Here is a 25023-nt window from a genome sequence, read left to right as displayed (position 1 = left end):
CAAAAATGAAAGGGAATTCTAACTTTGTCAAGCCATTAAAGAAAAACATGCAACGAATAACTTTCTATTTTTTTGTTTTATTATTGACTTTCGGGAGTTTTGCCTGTAAAGAAAAAAAAGGTTATCCAAAGCCTGACAACCTGGTGAGCGAAGAAAAAATGGTGGATATACTTTACGACATTCATCTTGGCGAAGCATACTCCGAAAAATTTCGATATTCCGGCGACACCACCAAACTTGAATCGAAAGACCTCTATTTTTCAATATTGGAAGAACACAAAATGCAAGATTCAATTTTTGCTGAATCAGTGGTGTATTACTCCAGCATGCCTAAAATTTACGCCCGGATATACCAGCAAGTCATAGACCGGTTGAAGATGCTACAAGAAGAGAGTAACAAAAAAGAAGAAGTTAACATTCAACCCGAAAAATGAGAAAATATGCCGCTCACTACCTGTTTCCTGGCAACAGAAACCCAATTGCAAAAGGAATAATCAAAGTCGATTCAAGCGGCTTGATTCTCGAATTAATTCATCCCGTTAATGGGCTGAGCGAGCAGGAAGGCATGGAGTTTCATAACGGAATTATTTGCCCCGCATTTGTAAATGTTTTTCACGAATTTGAAGATGAGCGTTTTTTTAGAAAATTTCCTTTGTTGCAGAAGTTTAATCACCTGAAACCGGAGCGACTCAATACCGAAAAAGATATCTTGTCGTGGATTAAAGCAATTCAACGTGAAAACCCGCAACTAACACTTGACGAGCTAATCAGAATCTTCACGCTTGATGCAGCCAAGTCCATTAAGCTCGAAAAGGAAGTTGGTAGCCTCGAAAAAGGGAAACGCCCCGGCTTAATGTTGATCTCCGGAATGGATTATCGAAACCTCAGGCTTTCTGAAAAGAGCTATTTGAAAATGCTGATCTAATCAATTTCGTATTGGTTAAATATTTCGTAATTTCGGTTTTCTCAAATCAAACATAACGTACAATCCATGACTTATGTAGCTGACAACAATCGGTATAACTCAATAGCGTACAAACGATGTGGAAAATCAGGACTAAAACTACCCGCGCTATCGCTTGGCCTTTGGCACAACTTCGGAGGCATTGATGTTTTTGAAAATGGCCGCTCCATTCTGCGTCACGCTTTCGACAAAGGAATTACTCATTTCGATTTGGCAAACAACTATGGTCCTCCATACGGATCGGCCGAGGAGAATTTTGGCAAAATCTTGCAGCAAGACTTCCAACCCTATCGAGACGAAATGATTATTTCAACCAAGGCCGGCTACGATATGTGGCCCGGCCCATACGGCAATTGGGGTAGTCGAAAATACTTGTTGGCTAGTCTGGATCAAAGCTTAAAACGAATGGGCCTGGATTATGTAGACATCTTTTACTCGCACCGACCAGATCCGGAAACCCCACTGGAAGAAACAATGATGGCGCTTAATCAAGCTGTAAGGCAAGGAAAAGCTTTGTACGTTGGCATTTCAAATTACCCGGCTGACCGCGCACTGGAAGCTGCTAAAATACTTCGCGAGCTGGGAACTCCACTACTTATTCATCAGCCCAAATATTCGATGTTCGAGCGTTGGGTCGAAGATAAACTTCTTGATGTCCTGGAAGAGGAGGGCGTTGGTTGCATTCCATTTTCGCCACTTGCCCAAGGTTTGCTTACCGATAAATACTTACATGGTGTCCCGGAAGGATCGCGAGCCAACCGGGCTCATTTTCTGAAGCCTGAAATGGTAGAATCCTCAATCAACAAAGTACAAAAGCTCAATAAAATTGCACGCCAAAGAGAACAGAGTTTGGCCCAAATGGCTCTGGCGTGGATCTTAAAAGACAGGCGCATCACCTCAGTCCTGATCGGAGCCAGTTCAACCAGCCAGCTGGATGACAATATCAGAATGTTGGATAAAACGCAATTCTCTGATGATGAACTTACTCGCATCGATGATATTCTGAAAAGCTAGAATGCAAAAAGTGTCTGGAGCAACCATTTAAAGTACAATGAAGACAATTTATTTCTTAATATTGACTGGCGGATTAAGCTCGCTGTTAACACAAGCGCAAAATCAAGCTCCTGACCCCAATTTTATAGAACAAATAGCTCGACAAGAAAAACAAGGTTGGTTGAAAAAAATGCGGTTTGAGGAAGCAGCCGACTATGCCAACTACGATCTGACTTTTCAACGCATGCAATGGAGAGTCGATCCGGCGGTTCGTAAAATTGAAGGAGCCATCACCAGTTACTTTCATCCCTTGGTTGACGATTTTGGCAGCATCAACTTCGATGCCTATTCCGACATGCAAATTGATTCGGTTTTTTACCACGAACAATCGTTGAATTTCACACACGAAAACAACCAGCTAACCATCGTTTTTCCCGAAACACTCCCCCCTCAACAAACCGATTCGCTGACTATTTGGTATCAGGCAATTCCTCCTTCTGAGGGATTTGGTTCGTTCGAAACGTCGACAACCTTTGGCGGAAACCCGGTTCTTTGGACACTTTCGGAGCCCTATGGAGCGATGACCTGGTGGCCTTGCAAACAGAGCTTGGTTGATAAAATTGATAGTATCGAAATTCAGGTTACCTGCCCCGAAGGAAATAAAGTAGGCAGCAATGGCAAGCTGATTTCTGAAACAACAGTGGACGGTAAAACAACGGTTGTTTGGAAACACAAATACCCGATTGCCACATACTTGGTCGCCATTGCTGTGACGAATTATTCAGAGCTTTCAGTTTATCTGAAACAAGAGGAAAACTCTATTGAAATCCTAAATTACGTTTATCCGGAATATCTGGAAACAGCAAAAGAACGAACAGCCGATATGCTTGATATTATGGAGCTGTTTAATGAATTGATTGGAGCCTATCCGTTTGCCGACGAAAAATACGGACATGCTCAATTTGGCTGGGGCGGTGGCATGGAACACCAAACCATGAGTTTCATGAACAACCTTAATTTTAGCCTGGTAGCCCACGAAATGGCTCACCAGTGGTTTGGCGATTGCCTCACATTAGCCAGCTGGCAAGATATTTGGCTCAACGAAGGATTTGCGACCTACCTCACCGGATTGAGCTACGAGCATTTAATTGACGGGGAATATTGGATGACTTGGAAAAAACAACAGGTTGACAGAATAGCCGGAATACCCAATGGCTCTGTTTTCGTCACTGATACCACCGACATCACCACACTTTTCAGCTCTCGCCTTTCCTATTCAAAAGGAGCTTATCTACTCCATATGCTGCGTTGGGAATTAGGTGACCATGCCTTTTTTGAAGGATTACAAAACTACTTCAACGACCCTAATATTAAGTATGGTTTTGCCTCACAGGAAGACTTGGTCAGGCATCTTGAAACGGCAGGTGACACAAGCCTTACCAAATTTTTCAACGATTGGTATTATGGCGAAGGATATCCAAGTTTCGACATCGCTCACTTTACCGACAATGGCAAATACAAGGTCACGATCAACCAAACCACATCTGACGAATCAGTTGATCTTTTTGAAATGCACGTGCCTTTACGGCTCTGGAGAGACGGCAACAGCACGGATGTTCGCTTACATCAAACAACCAATCCACAAAGCTTCGAGCTAAACGAAAAACCAGACTCAATTCAATTCGATCCTGATTTATGGCTGATCAGCAAAGGTTCAGTTGTTACATCCGCCGTTGAACTAAGCAATAAGCAACTGAAGTTGTACCCAAATCCGGTAACGGACATTTTACACATTTCACTTCCAAACAAGGTGAAAATTGAGCACGTAAAAATTATTGATTTTAAAGGAAGAAACGTTCTATTTCAAACGAATGGAGATCTTGACGTTGACGTGAGTCAACTTACCGCCGGTTCGTATTTCATTCAGATAAGAACCAACAAAGACACCTATAATCAGCAATTTGTGAAATCTGAGCCATAAAAAACAGAGTCTTTCTAATTTCGCTATTCCCATTTCACCAATTCCACTGAATTCGGTAACTTCGCCCCATAAAAAAACAAAGCATATGTTTTCAGGAATAGTAGAAGAATATGGCACGGTGAAAGCCATCGAAAAAGATCAGGAAAATTATCATTTCACATTAACCTGCTCATTTGTTGACGAGTTAAAAATTGATCAGAGTGTATCGCACAATGGCGTTTGCCTGACCGTAGTGAAAATTGACGACAAAGCAAAAACATACACCGTTACGGCAATCAAAGAAACCTTGCTAAAAACCAACCTCGGTTATTGGGAAGTGGGTACCAAAGTTAATCTGGAACGCAGTATGATGATGAACGGCCGATTGGACGGACACATTGTTCAGGGACACGTTGATCAAACAGCAACTTGCACCAAGGTTGAAGAAGCTGACGGAAGCTGGTACTTTACCTTTGAATACGAGTTTGACAAAAGCAAAGCACAACAAGGCTACATGACCGTTGAAAAAGGCTCAGTAACGGTTAACGGTGTTAGCTTGACAGTGGTGAACTCGAAAGACAATTCGTTTCAGGTAGCCATCATTCCTTTCACTTACGAGGAGACTAACTTTCATACTTTTGAGGCCGGAACTGTAATTAACCTTGAGTTTGACATTATCGGTAAATATCTCAGCAAATTAGCAACTTTCAAATAAAAAAAAGCCGGGCAGTTGCCCGGCTTTTTAGCTCTCATTCATTCACGCATGAAACACCAATAAAGGTGTTTTCAAATGGAAAACCATTTTTCGCGCAATACTTGGATTAAAGATCCGCGTAATCATATTGCGCTTGTGTGTTGTGAGTGACAAAATATCAATCTCGTTATCCTGAATATAGTTCTCCAAATCAGCCAGTACATTCTGGCCATGAACCATTTCACAAGAAAGAGCATCATCTTTGTACTTCCGTTTTAACTCTTTCTTCATAAACTGAAGCCTGGTCTTTGCCAACTCCCCTTCTTCCAGGTCTCCAATGTGCAAACAGGTCGTTTCTGTATTAAACGGTTTCAAAATACCCACTAACTTATCGATTGCAACAAAATCCTTCTCATCAAAATTGGTTGCATAAACCACTTTTTTAACCGAAGCTAAATTGAGTAGCGGTGCCTTTTCGGGGATGACCAACACCGGAACTTCCGCCCGATAGATTACTCCGGCAGTAGTGCTACCCATAACCGCATCCGAATCCTCTGAAGGACCTTTTATTCCCATAACAATCAATCGTGGGGGGTGCAACTCAATATAGGCTAAAATATCTTCTTCAGGATAACCCATTTTAACGATCTGTTCCATCTTCACCGTCTCCCAAACAGATGTTCCAACCAGCTCTTTGAGCTTACTCAAAAATTTAGTAAAATCCTCATTAACCGCCTCTTCACGACCTTTCAAATGCTCATAAAGTCCAGCGTCAAAAGCCATCACATCAGAGTATGGAATCGTAAAATAATCTGGTTGAGGAATGACATGATAGAACACAACGCTGGAATCCAACTTGTTTGCAATTTCGAAAGCCATTGATGCAGCTTTCAACGAATAACCAGAAAAATCAACCGGTATAAGAATAAAGTTCTCCGACTTCGGCCCCGTCCTTTCTGTTTCACCCAACAACTTGTTTAAAACAGGATAAGCTTTTTTGGCATCTTTGGCATGAATTCGAACCTTCACCCCTGTCGCGACAGCTCCTTGTATCAGGTTAATGTTTTCCAATGAACTATCAATCCCCTTTGCCTCAAGCAACGACCGTAGCACTTCCGCTTTGGAATAAGGCAACAACGCGATGGTTATGATCTTTTCTTCCATGGCTATCAATTTTTAGATAAACTCAGTTACTAATCTATTTTATGGAAATTACCACCTTTTAGTTTCAAAATTGCGTCAGATTCTGCTGAAACCTATTGCTTAACATATCATCGGAGAGATGTCCAACTTGCATTGTTCGTTGGCAAACAAATTCAACAGTCTGCTGTTGTCATTTTTGACATAAAACAGTAAATTTCGATATGAAAAAGACGGCATTAATTACAGGCGCTTCAAAACGAATTGGGAAAACGCTGGCAAATCACCTGGCCTCAAAGGGATGGAACATTGCCCTTCATTACAACTCATCAGGCAAGCAGGCCGAAGAATTGGAGAGTGAACTGTCGAAACAATTTGCGCAAAACAAGTTTGCTATCTTTCAGGCCAACTTAATGGACGAAAAAGAGGTACAACGATTAATTCCTGACGTAATGAAGAAATTTCAATCGTTGGATTTGTTGATTAATAATGCCTCGGTTTTTGACCCCTCGTATTTGAAAGATACGGCTCTGGAATTACTACAAAAGCAAATGACTGTTAATTTTCAAGCTCCGTTTTTGCTAAGTCGAGATTTTGCAAATTATGCCAAGCAAGGATTAATCATTAATTTTGTTGATACCCGGATTACAACGAATAAGTCAAACTTTGCGGCTTACTCGATATCGAAAAAAGCCCTCTGGGAATTGACAAAAATGGCAGCACTTGAGCTGGCCCCAAAAATAAGGGTCAATGCAATCGCTCCCGGAGTAACTTTGCCACCAGAAGATCAGGATGAAGATTATCTTTGGGAGCTGGCTAAAGAGATTCCGATGCAAAAGCCGGGTGGCCTGGAGCCAATAATCCGCAGTCTGGATTTTATTTTGGAAAACGACCACCTAACCGGGCAGTTGCTTTTTGCTGACGGCGGTGAAAACTTAGGAAAAAACTAATCAATAACTATGGCACGAATTTGCGTTAAAAACCTCTTACTTCGTACATTTATCGGTTTCAACCCTGAAGAACTGATCAACAAGCAAGATGTCATCATTAATCTTGAAATCGAAGTTTCAATACCCGAACGAGCGCTGGAATCAGACGATCCGGAAGGTATTTACGATTACAAGAAAATAACTAAAAAGGTAATTGCTTACGTGCAGGAAGGCCGATTTAAACTACTGGAAGTATTGACCAAAAACCTACTGGAAATGATTATGGAAGATGAATTGGTGCTTTGGGCAAAAGTTGAAGTAGACAAACCACATGCGTTACGTTTCGCCGAATCAGTCTCTTTTCAAATGGAATCTGAAAAATGAATACTTGTATCATTGGCATCGGTTCGAACATTGAAGCAGAAAAAAATATTCAGCAAGCTCTGAAGCTTCTAAAAAAAGATCTTCTTATCTTGGAAGTTTCCAAAATGATAAAAACAAAACCGGTTGGTTATACAAACCAGGCTGATTTTACCAATGGAGCAATCAAAATTGAAACAAACTGGTCGCAAAAAGAGTTAGTTATTTACTTGAAGGGTATTGAAGACCAATTAAAACGCGATCGAACGCAAATAAAATTCGGCCCTCGAACCATTGACCTTGATGTGATGATATGGAACGGTGAAATTGTAGACAAAGATTACTACACACGTGATTTTCTTCGTCAATCTGCAGCCGAGCTTGGCTTTAACGATAAAAAGTAAACTTTAAAATAAATAAAAATACGATGAAAACTCACTATAAAACACTCCCCTTTTTTCTGATAATCAGCGCCCTGATCATTTCATGTTCTAAGAACAACGATCCGGTTATTGACGAACCTACATTCTACACGCTGGAATCGGACGAATATATCGGTTCGATGCAACCCAGTATTTCTAAGCTAATTTTTACGGCAATGGCACAACAGTTTGATCAGGCACAGGGATTAGCTGATGAAGTAATTACCGATGCCTCATTTTATAAAATCTCGTACCGAACAAGCTTTCAAGGAAAGCCTCTTCTTGCTTCGGGTGTCGTTTGCATGCCAGATACCCCGGGCAGTTATCCTGTCATTAGCTTCCAAAACGGCACCTATGTTGAACACAATAAAGCACCCTCGGTTGACACAGGCAGTGACCTTTTCAAACTTTTGAAAAGTGTTTCCACAATGGGCTTCATCGTAGTTATTCCGGATTATCCCGGATTTGGTGAATCTCAAGAAGTTTTACACCCCTATCTGGAAGTAAACAATACTGTTCCTTCAATGATTGACATGCTGAAAGCCACTCGTGAGTTTTCGAAGCGCGCGCATATTCATGCTGATTTGAACAACGATCTGTACCTGATGGGATACTCGCAAGGTGGTTGGTCAACCATGCAACTGCAAGACTCAATTGAACAGGCTGGACTTGAAGACTATACACTCAAAGCAAGTTCGTGCGGTGCCGGTCCATATGATCTCAACTACACGACCTCATTGATTTTGAATCAGGAGGCTTATCCCATGCCTTACTTTTTAGCTTATCTGATGCATGCCTACAATGTCCATGAGCAATTTCCAAATGAACTGGATGAAATTTTTGCTGATGAATATGCATCAAAAATTCCTGCCCTTTTTGATGGCGTGCAATCGGGAGAGCAAATAAACGCCCAACTAACCACACAAATCGACGATCTCCTGCAGGCTGATTATATTTTAGGGTATCAAGACAGTGTTGCCTATGAGCCAATCAGGCAAGCTTTTTCAGCCAATAGCGTTACTGCCTGGGATATTGCGACCCCTGTTCATTTGTACCATGGCGCTAATGACACCTTCGTGCCGGTAGAAGTATCTCAAAAGCTTAAGGCGGATTTTGATGCACTGAATATATCCCAACAAGTTCAGCTGACTATACTTCCTGACGTAAATCATAAATCGGCGATTCTACCATTCGGCTTTGCCACGTTAAAATGGTTTCTGGAATTGAAGAATAATTAGGCAGAACTGACATTTTTAATACTTTTCCTGAAGTAAAGAGCTTACTTTTGTTGGATTATGGATATTCAAACAACCATAAAATTTACACTCAAAAACATCAAAAACCGCGATGCTTTCCCCATTCCTGCACTCTAAACTGAGATTGTAGTTTGATTATTTTTTCACCTAAAATAAGCAAGGAATGGATTTACCTTTTGCAGAAAATTATAAAATAAAAATGGTAGAGCCGATCTACCAAAGTACCCGCAAACAAAGGGAAAAATGGATAGACGAAGCGCATTACAATTTATTCAATTTGCGGAGCGATCAAGTTTTTATCGACTTGTTAACCGACAGTGGAACCGGAGCAATGAGCGACCGCCAGTGGGGCGCATTAATGACCGGAGATGAAAGCTATGCCGGATCATCATCTTTTCATCATTTAAAAGATAAAGTTAAAGAGATATTCGGGTTCGATTATTTTTTACCTGTTCACCAGGGAAGAGCTGCTGAAAATGTGCTGTTCTCTGTATTAGTAAAAGAAGGACAGGTAGTTCCCGGAAACTCTCATTTCGACACTACAAAAGGACATATCGAATTTCGAAAAGCAAAAGCGATCGACTGCACTATTGACGAGGCATTTGACACCAATGGCGGTCATCCTTTTAAAGGGAACATCGATATCGAAAAGCTTACCAACGTTTTGGAGAGCCATACCAAAGAACAGATTCCCCTAATTATTGTCACCCTGACGTGCAATAGCTCTGGAGGTCAACCTGTTTCAATGAAAAACATAAAACAAATTAGAGCAGCTGCAGATCAATATGGCATTCCTGTTATTTTTGATTCGGCTCGTTTTGCTGAGAATGCCTGGTTTATTCAAAACAGGGAAGAAGGCTATGCGAATAAAAGCATCAGAGAAATCGTTGCTGAAATGTATCAATATGCCGATGGAATGACCATGAGTAGCAAAAAAGATGGGATTGTTAATATTGGAGGAATCCTGGCAATGCGCAATGAGAATTGGTACAAACAAGCCATGGTTTTCAATATTATGTACGAAGGTTTTAATACCTATGGAGGTATGGCTGGCCGCGATATGAATGCGCTGGCTGTTGGACTGGATGAAGTCACGAACGGTGATTATCTGGAGAATAGAATCAGGCAGGTTCATTACCTCGGCAACCAACTCATTGATGCCGGAATTCCTGTGCAAAAACCGTTGGGCGGACATGCTGTATTTGTTGATGCAAAAAGCTTTTTACCCCGGATCCCAAAAGAAGAATATGTTGCTCAAACCTTAGCCATTGAGCTGTATTTAGAAGCGGGAGTTCGAGGAGTGGAAGTTGGCACATTGCTAGCCGATCGAGATCCGGAAACAAAGCAAAATCGCTATCCAAAATTGGAGTTTCTGCGGCTGGCAATTCCTCGCCGTACCTACACCAACAATCACATGGACGTAGTGGCAACAGGCTTAATGAATATTTTCGAGAGAAGGAATAGTATTCAATCGGGATTTCAAATTGTGGAGGAAGCTCCAATTATGAGACATTTTACTGTTAAATTAAAACAGAAATAACGACCATATTTCAGCAGTGGAAAGTTTTTAAGATAAAGCCAAATTTATTTGGATTAAAAGAACAATTAATTCGAAAATTCTTTACATTTGTTACAATCAATCAATTCGAAAACAAAATAAATACTTGTTTTTACTGAGGTAAGCTTGATTCAAGATCTTGAATCAAGCTTATTTTTTTAATAGCTTAAAGGCATGATTCCATTCGTTATTCAAAAAGCCCGGGATGCACCACAGCATGCACAAGGGCTCAATGGCACGAGCCGCTTCAACTTTACCTAGATCTGCGACATCCCAACCAAATAAGTCCAAAACTTCTTGAACATCTCCTTTGGCTTTGTCATTGTTTCCACAAATAAACATGGTTGGTCTACCCTCTTCAAACTGCGGATCGACCATTAAGGCATTGCCAACACTATTGAACGCCTTCACAAAATGAATGCGAGAATACTTATTTTGCAATTTCTCCATCAGTGAGAAGTTAGGCTTTGTAAAAAAGTTCAGAACCCCGTTTTCTAATGGCTCTTCACTTATCGGATTGCACGTATCGATCACTGTTTTCTCATGCAAAGTAGCTGCTCCGGCCATGTCAAGCGCAAACTCCGCGGCATTGCCTTTTACCGCCAGCACCACCAAATCGCCAAAATGCGCGGCCTCCTCAAAACTACAAACCGTAGCTTTTTCACCAGACTTTTTTAGCCAATCAATCAGCCGATCCGGATTTCGGGTGCCAATTTTCACTTCAAAACCATATTTTAAGAAGCCATCAGCCAACGCACGGCCAACGTCTCCTGAACCGATAATACCAACTCGTTTTCTCATTTTAGTTTGAATATAAATTACTGCTGGAACTATTTTGGGTGATACGATTTTATTTGAAATATGGTTTTCAGCCACCCGGAAGATTTGTAACTTCATCCAATCTAAAATGAACAGGAATGCAGAAACCAGACTTTTTACAATCAGGCGATCGAATACGAATTGTTTCTCCATCAGGAAAAGTGCAAAAAGATAAAATCGTTCCAGGTATCAACTTGCTTCAGAAACAGGGATTTGAAGTTCTGGTAGCACCCCATACTTTCAGCAATCACTTTCAATTTGCCGCAAAAGATGAAGAACGTTTAAATGATTTACAATTGGCTTTTGACGATCCGGATTGCAAAGCCATTATCTGCGCACGTGGAGGTTATGGCGCTATTCGTATTGCAGATAAACTTAACCTTTCAAATTTCCAGAAACAGCCGAAATGGTTGGTTGGCTTCAGCGACATTACCGTTTTGCATGCTCTTTTTCAAAAAGAAGGATTTTGCAGTATTCATGGAGCAATGCCAGCTTTCTTTTTAAAAGAAAATCAACCTTCCGAGAGTTTTACTGAATTGATAAACGTGCTAAAAGGCAAAAGTTCGGATGTGCTTGTTCCACCTCATGAATTTAACCGAAATGGAAATACGTCTGCCCAGGTAATTGGGGGTAATCTGTCGATCGTTTACAGCTTATTAGGAACCCCTTTGGAACCTCAAACTGATGGAAAGATTCTGTTTATTGAAGATTTAGCTGAATACTTGTATCACCTTGATCGCATAATGCACAGCCTGAAATTGTCGGGGAAACTCGCCAAACTTCGCGGGCTGCTCGTTGGTGGATTTACCGACATGAAAAACAATGATTCGCCATTTGGACAAACGGCACTGGAGATTATTCGTGATGCGGTAAAAGATTACAACTACCCGGTTTGCTTTGATTTTCCAGCCGGACACATTGCGCGCAATTTACCCTTGGTTTTTGGTGCCGATTATATTTTAACGGTTACCGAAGAAAAGGCACAATTAAGTAGATCATAAAAAATAAAAAGGAGAACCTGTAGTCAGCTTCTCCTTCTCATACCTTTTCGCGACTTGCTCTTATTGAATCGCAGCCGGTTTCTTTCTCCGCTTTTCAACCCACAGATAAATGGTTGGCAACACCAAAAGAGTTAGCAAAGTAGAGGTAATCAAACCTCCTATAACCACCGTCGCCAGTGGTCGTTGCACTTCAGATCCCGGTCCCGAGTTAAACGCCATTGGAATGAAACCCAAGCTGGCTACCAAAGCAGTCATCAAAACCGGGCGCAAGCGGTCGGCTGCTCCGCTGATCACTGTTTTCTTCAGCGATAATTTGCTTTCCTTTCGTAATTCATTGATGTGATCCAGCAATACAATTCCGTTCAGTACAGCCACTCCGAACAAGGCTACAAAACCAATACTCGCTGAAACCGACAAATACATTCCGCGCATCCAAAGTAGAAAAACGCCCCCGGATAATGCAAAAGGCAGGTTCAGCAAAATAATCATAGCATAACGCATATTTCCAAAATTGAGGTACAGCAAGCCAATGATTATAAACAACGATAAAGGCACAACCAATAACAAATGATTCATTGCCCGACGCTGATTCTCAAAAGTACCCCCATACTCGAGAAAATAGCCGGACGGAACGTTGGCTTGATTATTTATACCCTGCTGCAAATTGGCAACATAGGTTCCAATATCAATATTTTGAATGTTGACTCCCACAATCAATCGCCTCCAGCCATTTTCGCGCTGAATCTCGCGAGGTCCTTCCTGCGCTATAATTTTGCTTACCCGTTTCAATGGAATGAACTGCCCGTTGGCCAAATGCACCGGAATTTCCTGAATCTGTTGTAACTGCTTCCGAATATCTTCCGGATAGCGCACCTGAATATCAAACCGCCGTTGTCCTTCGTAAACCTGTCCGGCCACTTGTCCGCCAATTCCGGCTTCAATCACTTGCTGCACTTCATCTACATTCAAGCCAAATGATGCAACTGCTTCACGATCAATTTCAATGGTTAGGTAGGGTTGCCCAATAGGCTGTTCCACAAAGAAATTATCCGTTCCTTCCATCCCTGCAACAACTTTCGAAACAGCTTCACCAATGCGATTTAATTCATCCAAATCTTCACCATAAATTTTCACGGCCAAATCGGATTTAACGCCACTGGTCAACTCATCAACACGCATTGCAATAGGCTGGGTAAAGTTGTATGCTAAGCCCGGCTCCGTTTTCAGGTAGGGCTCAATTTGAGCAATAATGTCTGGTTTTGATATTCCTTCCCGCCATTCATCGGGGTTTTTCAAAACCACCCACACATCGGTTTGGTGCACGCCCATCCAGTCGTTTGCCAAATCAGATCGGCCGGTTTTGGGAACCACGGTTTTAATCTCCGGAATGTCTTTCATCAGCTGACCGGCAAGCCAGTTGGCATTTTCGATAGATTCTTCTAAAGTTACTGAAGGCATCCGAACCTGCTCAACCAATATGGAGCCCTCTTCCAATTCCGGTAAAAACTCACTTCCAAGCCGAAACATGACCACCATGGACAATCCGAAAACTGCCAAAGCAATGCTAAGCACCACCACGCGCTTTTGAATATTCCGTTCCAGAAATCGCTGATAAATTGGCTGCAACCAATTTACCAGCCAATTTTTTCGCGGCTTTACTCCGCGCCTGAAAACCAACGCAGAAATTGAAGGAATAAAAACCAAGGCTAACAATAGCGACCCCAAAACCGCAGCTGCAACGGTAATTGCCATTGGACGATATAAAATTCCTTCCATTCCACTAAAAGTCATAATGGGAACGTAAACCATCAGGATAATCAGCACCCCAAAGAAGATGGGACGGGCCACCTGTTTTGCCGCCGAAACGATCGTCTCATCGGTAGATTGGCCTTTCTTACTATCGTGTAATCGGCGAATGATATTTTCAACCATCACCACCGAACCATCAACCACCATCCCGAAGTCAATCGCTCCTAAACTCATTAAGTTGGCAGCCAAGCCAAATTCGCGCATACCAATAAAAGCAAATAGCATGGAAAACGGGATAACCATTGCCACGATAATCGCCCCTGAAATCTCACCAAGCATTAAAAGCAAAACGACGATCACCAAAAAACCACCTTCTACCAGGTTGGTGGTAATGGTTCCTGTTGTACGCTCAATTAGATCGGATTGATCGTAAAACTTTTCAATTTCTACTCCTTCTGGTAAACTCTGATTGATGGAGGTTATTTTCTCGTCAATCCCAGCAATGACTTCGCGCCCGTTTCCTCCCCTCAGCATCATCACAATTCCAGTGACTACTTCACCTTTACCATCGCGGGTTACTCCTCCTTGCCTAATTTGTGTCCCCAATTCTACATCGGCTAAATCTTTAATAAAAACAGGCTTGTTGTCTAGTTTGGTCACAACAATATTCAGGATGTCTTCTTTCTTGTTAATTTGACCAAATCCACGCACAATGTATTGCTCGCGGTTGTGTTCCAGGTAATTTCCACCCGACACGCTGTTATTTTGCTCAATGGCACTGATGATATCCTGAATGCCCACCCCATAATTTCGCATTTTACCGGGCTGAATAATGACATCGTACTGCTTAACAAATCCTCCAAAAGAGTTAATTTCGGTTACTCCCTTAACCACTTTCAACTGCGGGGCAATCAGCCAATCCTGTATTTCTCTTAGTTCGGTTAGCGAGTAGTTCTCACCTTTTACTTCGTATTGATAAATTTCGCCAAGGGCTGTTGAAATTGGCCCAAGTTGCGGTGCTGATACATCCGGTGGCAACTCATCAGCAATCGATTGCAAACGCTGGCTAACCATCTGACGAGCAAAATAAATGTCTGTACTTTCCTGAAATTCAACAGTCACTGCCGACAATCCGAATTGCGAAATAGAACGCACTTCTTTCACATCGGGCAGGCCATTCATGGCGGTTTCAATTGGGTAGCTAACGAGCTTTTCGACATCGTACGGAGAATAACGGCCGGCCTTTGTAATAACCAATACCTGCACCGGAGTAACATCGGGCAGCGAGTTGATGGGAATCCTCAACAGAGAATAGACTCCCGCTCCGGCCATTAGCACAACCAACGACAGCGCTACAAACTTTTGTCTTACTGAAAATTCGATGATTTTATTGAGCATGATTGAAGTCGTTTTGGTTATTATTCAGCAATTAATTCGTAACGCGAAAGCGCTTTTAAGCTAAAAACCTGCGAAACCGCTAGTTCTTCGTCCGCTTGCATGCCTCCACTAACAATGGCAAACTGATCCCGGATTTCGGTAATTTCAATAAATCTCTTTTCAAATGTATTCCCATCTTTTTGCACAAAAACAACGGCCCGATTGCCATCATAAGTCACCGCTTTCAACGGAACTGCAAAAACTTCGCCCAACGAGCTCGTAGAAATTTCCAGCCGAACATTTTCGCCCGGTTTTGGCCACCCATTACTCGAATTGACTTCAATGTTAACAACAACCGATCGGTTATCTTCATCCAAACCCGGATTCACCGAAGTCACAACTGAAGTCAATCTGTCGTTTCCGTTCTCGCGACGGGTAATTTTTACCGAATCGCCAGCAACAATGAAACGTGCATCTTCCGGACTAAGATAACCGCGGATCAACACTTTTTTCAGATCGATGATCCGACCCAACTTTTCGAGAGCATTGACCGATTGCCCCAATTCAACCATTCGCTGGTCCAAGCTGCCTGAGATGGGGGCATGAATTTTTAGGGTTGGGTCAATTTTTTCAGCATTTTTCAAAGCTTCAATCTCATGATCCGGAACACCAATAGCTTTCAACTTGGCAAAAGCCGCAATAGAAGCAGCCGTTGCCCGTTGATAATCAGACATGGCTCGATCTAATTCTGATTTAGAACTGATGGTTTGCTCTACCAATTGCTTCATGCGCTCTAAACGGGTCGTCTGAAATTTTTCTTCGGCAATAGCTTGTAAATACTCAGCTACCAGGTTTCCAAACACAAGGCTTTCAATTTTAAATAGCTCCTGCCCCTGCCTGATGAGTTCGCCTTCCCGAACCATCACTGCACTAATTCGTCCATCGATCGGAGTACTGATAATACTGACATGTCCCGATGCCGGAAAAACAACTCCCGGCGCCAGCAAACTATAATTCTGGACATTGCTCGAAACCTTTGCCGTTTCTATTTTCAATTCGCCTTTCTCTTTATCCGAAAGATGAATCACCAACTTTCCTCCTGAATCACCTGATATTGATGGTGGTGTTTCCGAGACTTCGGCTGCAGGTTCGTTTGCAACTTTATCGCCTGAGCAGGATACAAAAAACAACGGCAGTCCGCCGACTAAGATGAACAATAAGTAATGCTTGAATTGTATCATGATGATGAATTTTAATAGACTAATTCTTGATCGAGAAATTTTTCCAATTGTGCTAGCTGTAAGTAATAATCGCGCAAGGCTGTGAGGTATCGTTTTTGATTCAACAAATACGTCTGCTGGGCATTAATCAGGTTCAACAAATCGCTCTCACCCAACTGGTAAGCTTTCAAACTTAGCTGCTGTAACTTTTGCGATTTAGCACTCATCGTTTCATTATATCGGTCGATAATCTGCTTGCTGCTTTTATAGCTGTGCCAGGCATGTTCAATCTGCTGTTTCATATCCAATTCAATGGACTTTTGCTGCCACTCAATTTCGGTTTGCCGGGCTTGCGCCATCTCAATTTTCCCTTTTTGCTCAAAAGGCAGCCAAATCGGAATACTCAGTCCAACTTCAAATCCAGTATAACTAAATCCTCCACCGTAATTTTGCTTGTATAAATTGAGACGAATATCGGGTAGGATGTTGCTTTTCGCTTCTTTCAACTTATTGCTTGAAGCGTTATAATCACATAAGGCTGCCATGTAATTGGGCTGCTCCTGCAACTTGGCCAAAGCCTGTATTTGATTAATTTCAACAGGCCGACTTTTTAGTGAATCTGAAAATTGGATGCTATAATTAATCTCCGAAACTTCAAGCCCCATCAGGTAAAACAAACTGTACCTAGCCATGTGCAACAAGCGCTCTGCTTCGCTCAGTACATTTTCGGCCTCCGAAACTTGCAACTCAGCATTCAACAAATCGATGCCGTTGCCCATTCCGGTTTCAAACCGGGTGTAAGCTGCATTGTAAAGTTCATCGGCTAATTTTTTCTGACGTTCTCCTACTTCCTTCAAATGAAGCGCATACAGTACTTCGATGTAGCGTGATTTAACCTGCGAGGTAATTTCATTTTCCATCGCCTTTATTCGAAATCCCACCGCTTTGGCTTCCTCTTTAACCGCCTTTAGTCGATAAATGGTGGTTAACGGGAAATCGACTGATTGAGAAATGGTCCATCGTCTTTCTTCGAAGGGTTTGGGCACATCCGGATTGACTCCTTCTTCAAAATAGCTAATTTCAGGTGCTTCAATTCCGGTAAGTGTTCGCCACTCACTTTCTTTCTGCTTCAAGATAGCATTTGCTTGATTCAGATCAGGATTGTTTAGTAAAGCTGAGTCAACCGCTTGTTGAAGGAGTAATATATTTTCTTGTGCGCCGGAGACTCCTGCATATAAGACAAATAAAAACACGAAATATTTCATCATAGCAAAAGGAAGTTGATTAAGGGAACAAATGTTTATTACTATACAAATAAAAACTAAAATTGTTTGATGTAACAAATTACAAATTTTGTACTTATCATCCATTGAACTATCTTGTTACATCAATAAACAATAATATGAGTCAGCAAAAAGAAATTGGAAACAAAGGTGAAGCAATCGCGCAAGAGCATTTGCGCTCATTGGGATACCAGATTTTGGAAACCAATTGGCGTGCTCATTACTATGAAATCGATATTATTGCCCAAGACAAAGACGAGTTGGTAATTGTAGAAGTAAAGACACGAAGTAATGATAGCTATGAACACCCTTCGGAAGCCGTGAGCAATAAGAAAATTCGTTTTCTGGTAAATGCAGCCGAAGCGTATATTTTTGAAAAAAACAGCCACCGTGATACTCGTTTTGACGTGATCTCTATTGTTTTTTATGGACAAAACTTTGAGTTGGAACATATAAAAGATGCTTTTTATCCAACAGCCTGAAACCTCTGAATATTTCCGTATTTTTGAATCGTTAAATGTGATTTGATGAATATTGAAGAGCTAAGAAATTACTGCATCTCCAAAAAAGGAGTGTCCGAAGGGTTTCCGTTTAATGAAACGACACTGGTTTTTAAAGTGATGGGGAAGATGTTTGCGTTAACCAACCTGGAAGGAGATTTGCGTATCAACCTAAAGTGTGATCCGGAAAAAGCGATTGAGCTTCGCGAACGCTATTCATGCGTGCTACCGGGTTACCACATGAATAAACAACAATGGAACACGATACTGATCGACGGATCTGTTTCCAATCAGCTTATTCTGGATTGGATTGATAATTCATACAAGTTGATTGTTGAAAAACTACCCAAAAAACAACAAGCTGAATTGAAAAAACTCTAACTCAAAATTTATGACCGAATTTGAATTGAAAACAGAATACATCGAACTAATCAAACTTCTAAAATTACTGCGGTTGGTTGAATCGGGCGGAATGGCAAAAATTGTGGTTGACGATGGCCTGGTTCTGCTAAACGGAGAAACAGAATATCGAAAACGAGCCAAACTTCGAAAAGGTGATGTTATCGAATTTGAAGGTGAAACAGTAAAAATAAAATAGAAAAAAGCCGGTGAAGGACTCACCGGCTTTTGATTGCTTGTGCGCTTAAGAGTGAATGAAAGAAAAAAAAAGCTTAACCTTGCTTAATCTCTATTTGCTCTTTCAAAAGTACTTCATATGCTACCAATAAATCAAGCTTTTTCTACTCCATTAGATGAACTGATCGTTTTGATGCAAAAACGATCCATTTTATCACATAAACGAATATTTATTGTTAATAAGGATAGCTAAATTTACAGGGAACTTAAACATATGTTAGAACTTAAAGCTTAGTCCAACGCCAAACAACTCTTTAAATTGTACGCGTGGACTTCTATCATCAGCATCATCAATCACTCCATTGTTATTCGAATCAACAGCGATGTCTACATCGTCATCGTAAATTAGATTTGTAATCAGGTTTGCCGAAAGATAGTCGTTGATTTTCATATTAATCAACACATCCCAGTGAACATCTATATTCTCAGGCTTATCCAGGTAATTCGAAAAAAGATCGAGTTTTGTTTCTAAACTCACGTTTTCAACCACGGTTGTTTTAAACTGAGTTTTTAGAAAAGCTCCTAATTCGGTACGGCTCTTTTTCCCCGGATCAACTCCAAATGCTCCTTGATCCGAAAGATCATCATCCGAGACCACAGTCATTTTACCTGTTAAAGGAGAAACAAAAAGTGAAAACTTATCGTTCGGCTTATAGTCAGCACCCAAGGCCAATGTCAAATATCCCGGAGCCATAAGCGTTGAAATGGCGTTATCCCGATCCGGATACTTGTATCCATCAGTCATTTGAGTACGAAAGTTAAACAGAAGCGTGTAATATATCTTACTCTTTCCTTTAAGTCCATACTTGGAGCTAAAGTCTATTTTGTCGTCAGTTTTCACCGATTGACTGTCTTCTTCCTTCATCAGACCATACCCCAAATTCAACGAATTTTCCCAACTGACTTTATCTTTCGAATAATTGGCAAAGGCATTAAAAAGGAATGTTCCTGAAGCTGAACTTTTACCTCCCGCAGACCAATTTGAAAGTGAAACTTGAGAAAAGTTGATTGATGCATCTCCTCCCAATGTCCATACTTTTGTTGTATCGTTGTTTGACTGAGAAAAACCGACAAGCGGCAAAAATAATAAGAGAATAAAAAAACGTTTCATAGATTAATTTTGATTCTAAAATTCTGATTACTTCTGAACGTGAACATCCAATTGTGGAAACGGAATATTCAGGTTTTCTTTTGGGAACTCCTTATAAACCCTTTCGGTCATATCAAACTTGAATCCCCAATAATCCGAAGCTTTTGTCCATACACGGACAGTGATATTAACCGAACTGTCAGCCAACTCGCCAAGAACAATAAAAGGAGCAGGATCTTTCAATGATCGAGAATCAGCCTCAATCAATTTTGTAATCACCGCTTTTGCCTTATCGTAATCGTCGCCATAGGCAATACCAAAAACAAAATCGACACGGCGTTGCTCCTCGGCTGAGTAATTTTTAATTGAACCTGTTGACAATCCCCCATTAGGGATCACAATTGTTACATTATCCGGCGTTTTCAAAACAGTATTGAAAATCTGAATTTCACGAACAGAACCGGCATACCCCTGAGCTTCAATATAATCGCCCACCTTAAAGGGTTTAATAATTAAAATAATAACACCTCCTGCGAAGTTTTGCAAGGTCCCGGACAAAGCCAAACCAACAGCCAAACCAGCAGCACCCAAAATGGCGATAAAGGAAGTCATCTCAATGCCCATCATCCCAATAACAGAAACAACCAGCAGAATTTTTAAAGTAATCCCAAGAACGCTTTTCAAAAATCCACGCAATGAAGGATCAACATTCTTTTTATCCATCATTTTCGAGATGGCATTGGTGATTAATTTAATAATCCAAAGACCAACGACTAATGTAATTAAGGCCGCAACCAATTTTATCCCATAGACAACAATCATTTCAGATATCCATTCTGAAGCTCCGTCTAAATATTCCATAATTATGATTTTAAGTTAATAAAGCATTTTAACATCCAATTTACTAATCTTGTTCGAAATATGACGAACTAAAAAAAGACGCTCTATGTAAGAACGTCTTCATTTCATAATTTAAAATTAACAGATCCGTTATGCCATGTGCTCCACCAAACTTAAGGTATCTTTTACCACATGCATTCTTGATATTTCTTCATCTTTCACGTCAATCTTAAAAAAGTCTTCCAGGTAAAAAAGGAATAAAGCCCAATCTACCTGATCAAAATTCAGATCGTCATTAAATGCAGCGTCCAACTCAATCTCTTTTCGAGGAACGCCTGTTTTCCTCAGAACTCTGTACAAAGTTCTTCTAATTGTCTTGTTTTCCATGCTTGTCTAGTTTGTTTCCTGTCCATATTGTTTTCTGGCTTTTTGGACACTAATTTGTTTTGACATATAAAAAAATCGAACAAATCATTAAACGATTCAAAGATTAAAAAAAATAAGGTTAAAAAAAAACATGATAAAAAATAGCTCAACACATTTGAATATCAATCCGATACCAAGAAATCACATTCTGCTTTTAATAGACTGTAAACTTCTAAATCGATGAATTTCCGTCGATGCTTCTCTCCTTCACGTTCAATTCCCTCAAACGTGAATCCCAATCGCTTAGGAATAGCAGCACTTTTTTGGTTTCCCACACCACATCTGATAACGATCCTATTCATTCCTGAACTTGAAAATACATACTCTATCAATCGCTTTGTTGACAAGGTCACAACGCCTTTTCCTTTCATTTGCTGTATAATCCAATAACCGATCTCGGTCTTCATATTAACCCGGTCCGTGTCCTTTAGCCCAATCAAACCGGCAAAGCGATTCTCAAACCAAATTACATAAACCTCATCCCGATCGCCCGAATTTGGAGAGGTAACAGATTGAATAAAGTTTTCGGTGTCTTCCTGTGTTTCGGTATCCTGCACAAATGGCAACCAGGGCTCCAAAAATTCGCGGTTGCGATCAATGGCGTGAAAAACCTGAAAAGCATGAGAAAATTTCAAAGGTTCCAGTTCTATTTTGGAGTTTACGATCAGCCTTTCCATAGTAACGTTTAAATACTTAATTTTTCAAATTTAAGTCTATTCGTTCAAAACATAACAATTTCGTGCCAGTGCCATTATTAATTATATTTGTGCAGAAGCAAAAAAAATAACAGAAAGCAATAAACAAACAACAATGAAACAGCTATTATTTGCCTTTTTAATTGCCACCGTTTTCATTCAAACCTCATGTGGTAATGCGACTAAAAAAACATCGAAGGAAACAAAGGTTAAAATTGAAACGGAATACGGAGATCTGATCGTAAAACTATATAATCAAACTCCTCAGCATCGTGATAACTTCATTAAACTAGCCAACGAAGGTTTTTACGATGACTTACTATTTCATCGGGTTATCAATGGTTTTATGATCCAGGGTGGTGATCCGGACTCAAAAAACGCAGAAGCAGGCAAACGCTTGGGTGGTGGAGATCCGGGCTACACACTTCCGGCGGAGATTGATTCGTCACTATTCCACAAAAAAGGCGTGTTGGCAGCAGCACGTCGGGGTGGCCCGAGCAATCCGGAAAAGCGATCATCCGGTTCGCAGTTTTACATTGTGCAAGGAACTGTTTTTACCGAAGGTGCCTTAGATACCATGGAAATGAAGATGAACATGCAGCGTCAGCGATCGGTCATGCAAAAGTATTTCCAGGGAGCCCAGCAAGAGTTAAACCAACTGAAGCAAGCGGGAGATCAGGATCAGCTAAATATTCGGGTTGCCGAAATACGCGAACAGGCCAATCAGGAAATCAGCAAACTACCACCACTGAAAATTTTACCCGGAAGACGTGAAATCTACACAACCATTGGGGGATATCCTTCGCTCGATAATGATTATACCGTTTTTGGAGAGGTTATTGAGGGCCTTGATGTATTGGACAAAATTGCGTCAGTGGAAACTGATCAGTTCGACCGCCCCAAAGAAGACATAAAAATGAAAGTGAAAGTTATAGATTGATGAAGCAATTAGCACTCCTGTTACTTCTATATTTAAGTCTGAATGCAGCCGGATTGGCTCAAAACAGAATTGTAGAAATAAAAACGAACCTGGGCACCATGAAGTTCAAGCTTTATGACGACACCCCAAAACATCGGAATGCCTTTATCAAATTAGCCAATGAGGGCTACTATGATGGCACCTTATTTTACCGGGTTATCCAGGATTTCCTGATTCAGGGAGGCTCCAAATCGTCGAGAAATGCACCTCCGGGGAAGCGCATTGGATACGGAGATCCGGACCATACGGTGGATGACGAAATCATCGATCATTATTTTCATAAGAAAGGAGCCCTGTGCGCTCCCCGCCAACCCGACGAAGTAAATCCTTATAAACAATCGGATATTTCACAATTTTACATTGTGAAAGGTCAAGTCTTCACCGAAGGTCAGTTAGACACCCTGGAAATGGCCGTGAATCGACCCATCCGAAAAAAAATTACGAAGCAAATTTATACGCCTGAAGTCCGGGAAAAGCTGAAGAAATTGAAGGAAGAAAATAAAGTCGATGAATTCAGGGAAATTGCCAGTCGGGTAAAAAAAGACATCGCCTCCCGCTTTGAGCTGAACTCAAATACCCTGGAGTTTTCAGAAGCACAGCGAAAAGCCTATACAACAGTTGGCGGTTATCCTGATTTAGATGGGAAGTATACGGTTTTTGGCGAATGCATTTCCGGCTTCGATGTGATTGATAAAATCGCGGCCTTAAAAGTGGATGAAAATAATCGTCCTGTAAAAGATGTTGTTATTGAAGTGAATGTAATCGAATGAAGCACCCAACCCAAATTTTATCAATTTTATTGATGGCGCTAGTGCTTGCCAGTTGCTCTTCGTCTGACAAAAAAGGCACAAAATCAAAAGGAGAGCAGGTAACCAAAGCCGAATCTCCATCCCCGAATGATGACCAGTCATTTGCTCAATTTGTCCCCTCCCTGGTAAAAATTGAAAGCTTTGACAAGGAACGCTTACTGGAAAGCGAAACTGCCTTTTTTGTTGATTCACAAACCATTGTATGCCGACTTTCGATACTGGAGAATGCCACTGCGGCAAAAATTACCCCTTTCGACGAAGAAAGGGCCTACCCGGTTATCGGCTACCTGGCGGTTGACCGTATCAATAACCTGGTTTTATTAAAGGTCGGAAACATACAACGTACGCCTATTTCCTTGTATCCCGGAATAGCGCCCGAAACAGCCAAAAGTATTTACTTAACCAAACCACAAAACAACACACTCCCACTCCACCGGGGAAAAGTTCTCGAATTTACAACCATTTCAGGAACGAAATTATACCGGGTTGACAATCAGTTCAGATCAAAATCGTATGGCACGCCTGTTTTTGTATCCAACTACCAGGCGATTGGATTAGGCTATTCCGAAGTGGTTACGTATGAAAATCAGAGCCTGGTTATTCCCTCAATTTACATTGCCAATTTATTGAAGAAAAAAACGCAAACACCAAAAAATCTGGTGAATCTTCAAACTAAAACCAGCCAGGTCATCAGCGAAGCAAATAGCAAAATCAGGGGGCTGCTGATTGAGACTGATTATGGCAATATTCAAATCCGTCTGTTCAATGAAACACCGGAATATCGCGATAATTTCATCCGGCTGGTGCGTGAAAATTATTACGATAGTTTATTGGTTCATCGGGTAATCAAAAGCTTCGGCATTCAAAGCGGAGCAGCTGATACCCGCTATGCCGGACCGGATGATATCGTTGGCTGGAAAGGCCCGGGATACTCTCTGCCTGCGCATATTGTTCCAAAATTGTTTCATAAGCGCGGCATGATTGGCTCACCACGAAAACCTGACCGAGGGAATAGTAAACGCCGTTCAGATGGTTCGCAATACTACATCGTCACCGGGCGGGTATATTCCGACTCGGAACTGGATGACATTGAAAAGGAAACCGGACATCATTTTACTGCCGGACAACGCCGGGCATACAAAATTGAAGGCGGTGCTCCTCATCTCGATGGAATGTACACAATTTTCGGACAAGTAATCAGTGGAATGGAAGTCGCCGACCAAATTGTGAAAGTAAAAACTGACGAAGATTTTCGCCCACTAAAAGATATACGCGTTAAAAAGATTACCATTCTTGAATAAGCACATGCATTTATTCGGATCA

26 protein-coding genes are annotated in these 25023 nt (G+C 41.2%); 17 read left to right on the top strand and 9 right to left on the bottom strand.

The features are described from left to right. Nucleotides 1–5: 5 nt before the first annotated feature. The 5 genes from GR929_RS15485 (at nucleotide 6) to GR929_RS15465 (ending at nucleotide 4632) form a co-directional block, all read left to right on the top strand. Nucleotides 6–434, top strand: a complete 429-nt coding sequence (locus GR929_RS15485; RefSeq protein ID WP_159521399.1) for a DUF4296 domain-containing protein — start codon at nucleotides 6–8, stop codon at nucleotides 432–434. Further along, the gene (locus tag GR929_RS15480) at nucleotides 431–925 is read left to right on the top strand and encodes an amidohydrolase family protein (protein WP_159521397.1); all 495 of its coding nucleotides are present in this window, start codon (nucleotides 431–433) and stop codon (nucleotides 923–925) included. Before GR929_RS15485 ends, GR929_RS15480 begins: the two co-directional genes overlap by 4 nt. 66 nt (nucleotides 926–991) lie before the next feature. Beyond that, nucleotides 992–1978: an L-glyceraldehyde 3-phosphate reductase gene (gene mgrA / locus GR929_RS15475; RefSeq protein ID WP_159521395.1), complete on the top strand. Its 987-nt coding sequence runs from the start codon at nucleotides 992–994 to the stop codon at nucleotides 1976–1978. A gap of 37 nt (nucleotides 1979–2015) precedes the next feature. Beyond that, entirely contained in the window at nucleotides 2016–3938 is a 1923-nt protein-coding gene (locus GR929_RS15470; protein ID WP_159521393.1) for a M1 family aminopeptidase, read from the top strand. 85 nt (nucleotides 3939–4023) lie between these two features. Continuing rightward, nucleotides 4024–4632, top strand: a complete 609-nt coding sequence (locus GR929_RS15465; RefSeq protein ID WP_159521391.1) for a riboflavin synthase — start codon at nucleotides 4024–4026, stop codon at nucleotides 4630–4632. Nucleotides 4633–4674: 42 nt separating this feature from the next. On the opposite strand, the gene GR929_RS15460 is transcribed toward GR929_RS15465, so the two are convergent. Then, nucleotides 4675–5775, bottom strand: a complete 1101-nt coding sequence (locus tag GR929_RS15460) for a universal stress protein (RefSeq protein ID WP_159521389.1) — start codon at nucleotides 5773–5775, stop codon at nucleotides 4675–4677. Nucleotides 5776–5975: 200 nt separating this feature from the next. Between GR929_RS15460 and GR929_RS15455 the strand changes: the two genes are divergently transcribed. The 5 genes from GR929_RS15455 to GR929_RS15435 all read left to right on the top strand — a co-directional run bounded on the left by GR929_RS15455 (nucleotide 5976) and on the right by GR929_RS15435 (nucleotide 10258). Then, complete coding sequence (locus tag GR929_RS15455) at nucleotides 5976–6701, top strand: SDR family NAD(P)-dependent oxidoreductase (protein ID WP_159521387.1); 726 nt, start codon at nucleotides 5976–5978, stop codon at nucleotides 6699–6701. Nucleotides 6702–6710: 9 nt separating this feature from the next. Next, on the top strand, nucleotides 6711–7064 hold the full coding sequence (locus GR929_RS15450) for a dihydroneopterin aldolase (RefSeq protein WP_159521385.1): 354 nt from the start codon (nucleotides 6711–6713) through the stop codon (nucleotides 7062–7064). Then, nucleotides 7061–7444, top strand: coding sequence for a 2-amino-4-hydroxy-6-hydroxymethyldihydropteridine diphosphokinase (folK, locus tag GR929_RS15445; protein WP_159521383.1), 384 nt, complete (start codon nucleotides 7061–7063; stop codon nucleotides 7442–7444). The genes GR929_RS15450 and folK overlap by 4 nt, the downstream gene beginning before the upstream one ends. Before the next feature lie 23 nt (nucleotides 7445–7467). Then, a complete protein-coding gene (locus GR929_RS15440; protein ID WP_159521381.1) occupies nucleotides 7468–8700 on the top strand; it encodes an alpha/beta hydrolase family protein in 1233 nt (410 codons plus the stop codon). Between the two features lie 181 nt (nucleotides 8701–8881). Then, nucleotides 8882–10258, top strand: coding sequence for a tryptophanase (locus GR929_RS15435; protein WP_159521379.1), 1377 nt, complete (start codon nucleotides 8882–8884; stop codon nucleotides 10256–10258). 168 nt (nucleotides 10259–10426) lie between these two features. On the opposite strand, the gene GR929_RS15430 is transcribed toward GR929_RS15435, so the two are convergent. Then, nucleotides 10427–11077 carry an NADPH-dependent F420 reductase gene (locus GR929_RS15430; protein ID WP_159521377.1) on the bottom strand — a complete coding sequence of 217 codons (651 nt, stop codon included), beginning with the start codon at nucleotides 11075–11077 and terminating at the stop codon, nucleotides 10427–10429. Between the two features lie 116 nt (nucleotides 11078–11193). Here GR929_RS15430 and GR929_RS15425 point away from each other — a divergent pair, with 116 nt between their 5' ends. Then, complete coding sequence (locus GR929_RS15425; protein ID WP_159521375.1) at nucleotides 11194–12096, top strand: S66 peptidase family protein; 903 nt, start codon at nucleotides 11194–11196, stop codon at nucleotides 12094–12096. A gap of 60 nt (nucleotides 12097–12156) precedes the next feature. Here the strand turns inward: GR929_RS15425 and GR929_RS15420 are convergent, their stop codons facing one another. The 3 genes from GR929_RS15420 to GR929_RS15410 are packed head-to-tail and all read right to left on the bottom strand — an operon-like array spanning nucleotide 12157 to nucleotide 17710. Continuing rightward, entirely contained in the window at nucleotides 12157–15243 is a 3087-nt protein-coding gene (locus tag GR929_RS15420; protein ID WP_159521373.1) for an efflux RND transporter permease subunit, read from the bottom strand. Nucleotides 15244–15263: 20 nt separating this feature from the next. Beyond that, a complete protein-coding gene (locus tag GR929_RS15415) occupies nucleotides 15264–16463 on the bottom strand; it encodes an efflux RND transporter periplasmic adaptor subunit (RefSeq protein ID WP_159521371.1) in 1200 nt (399 codons plus the stop codon). An 11-nt stretch (nucleotides 16464–16474) separates the two neighbouring features. Further along, nucleotides 16475–17710 (bottom strand): TolC family protein, encoded by a 1236-nt coding sequence (locus tag GR929_RS15410; RefSeq protein ID WP_159521369.1) that lies wholly within the window; start codon nucleotides 17708–17710, stop codon nucleotides 16475–16477. Nucleotides 17711–17844: 134 nt separating this feature from the next. Between GR929_RS15410 and GR929_RS15405 the strand changes: the two genes are divergently transcribed. From GR929_RS15405 to GR929_RS15395, 3 genes are read left to right on the top strand one after another with little or no spacing between them, the layout of a single operon-like run. Next, nucleotides 17845–18207 (top strand): YraN family protein, encoded by a 363-nt coding sequence (locus tag GR929_RS15405; protein ID WP_159521367.1) that lies wholly within the window; start codon nucleotides 17845–17847, stop codon nucleotides 18205–18207. Between the two features lie 45 nt (nucleotides 18208–18252). Beyond that, nucleotides 18253–18606: an MmcQ/YjbR family DNA-binding protein gene (locus tag GR929_RS15400; RefSeq protein ID WP_159521365.1), complete on the top strand. Its 354-nt coding sequence runs from the start codon at nucleotides 18253–18255 to the stop codon at nucleotides 18604–18606. A 10-nt stretch (nucleotides 18607–18616) separates the two neighbouring features. Beyond that, a complete protein-coding gene (locus tag GR929_RS15395) occupies nucleotides 18617–18823 on the top strand; it encodes an RNA-binding S4 domain-containing protein (protein WP_159521363.1) in 207 nt (68 codons plus the stop codon). Between the two features lie 255 nt (nucleotides 18824–19078). On the opposite strand, the gene GR929_RS15390 is transcribed toward GR929_RS15395, so the two are convergent. The 4 genes from GR929_RS15390 to GR929_RS15375 all read right to left on the bottom strand — a co-directional run bounded on the left by GR929_RS15390 (nucleotide 19079) and on the right by GR929_RS15375 (nucleotide 21894). Next, nucleotides 19079–19972 carry a DUF3078 domain-containing protein gene (locus GR929_RS15390; RefSeq protein WP_159521361.1) on the bottom strand — a complete coding sequence of 298 codons (894 nt, stop codon included), beginning with the start codon at nucleotides 19970–19972 and terminating at the stop codon, nucleotides 19079–19081. 27 nt (nucleotides 19973–19999) lie between these two features. Next, nucleotides 20000–20812, bottom strand: a complete 813-nt coding sequence (locus GR929_RS15385; RefSeq protein ID WP_159521359.1) for a mechanosensitive ion channel family protein — start codon at nucleotides 20810–20812, stop codon at nucleotides 20000–20002. 129 nt (nucleotides 20813–20941) lie between these two features. Then, nucleotides 20942–21178 (bottom strand): acyl carrier protein, encoded by a 237-nt coding sequence (locus GR929_RS15380; protein ID WP_159521358.1) that lies wholly within the window; start codon nucleotides 21176–21178, stop codon nucleotides 20942–20944. Between the two features lie 161 nt (nucleotides 21179–21339). Then, nucleotides 21340–21894 (bottom strand): GNAT family N-acetyltransferase, encoded by a 555-nt coding sequence (locus GR929_RS15375; RefSeq protein ID WP_159521357.1) that lies wholly within the window; start codon nucleotides 21892–21894, stop codon nucleotides 21340–21342. A 133-nt stretch (nucleotides 21895–22027) separates the two neighbouring features. Between GR929_RS15375 and GR929_RS15370 the strand changes: the two genes are divergently transcribed. From GR929_RS15370 to GR929_RS15360, 3 genes are read left to right on the top strand one after another with little or no spacing between them, the layout of a single operon-like run. Continuing rightward, a complete protein-coding gene (locus GR929_RS15370) occupies nucleotides 22028–22852 on the top strand; it encodes a peptidylprolyl isomerase (RefSeq protein ID WP_159521356.1) in 825 nt (274 codons plus the stop codon). Then, complete coding sequence (locus GR929_RS15365) at nucleotides 22852–23661, top strand: peptidylprolyl isomerase (RefSeq protein WP_159521355.1); 810 nt, start codon at nucleotides 22852–22854, stop codon at nucleotides 23659–23661. Before GR929_RS15370 ends, GR929_RS15365 begins: the two co-directional genes overlap by 1 nt. After that, on the top strand, nucleotides 23658–25001 hold the full coding sequence (locus GR929_RS15360; RefSeq protein ID WP_159521354.1) for a peptidylprolyl isomerase: 1344 nt from the start codon (nucleotides 23658–23660) through the stop codon (nucleotides 24999–25001). Before GR929_RS15365 ends, GR929_RS15360 begins: the two co-directional genes overlap by 4 nt. Nucleotides 25002–25023: the final 22 nt, after the last annotated feature.

The organism is Sunxiuqinia indica (assembly GCF_009847015.1).
Classification (GTDB): domain Bacteria; phylum Bacteroidota; class Bacteroidia; order Bacteroidales; family Prolixibacteraceae; genus Sunxiuqinia; species Sunxiuqinia indica.
Note: the sequence above shows the minus strand (reverse complement) of the source record. Positions and strands in the feature narration are given on the sequence as shown.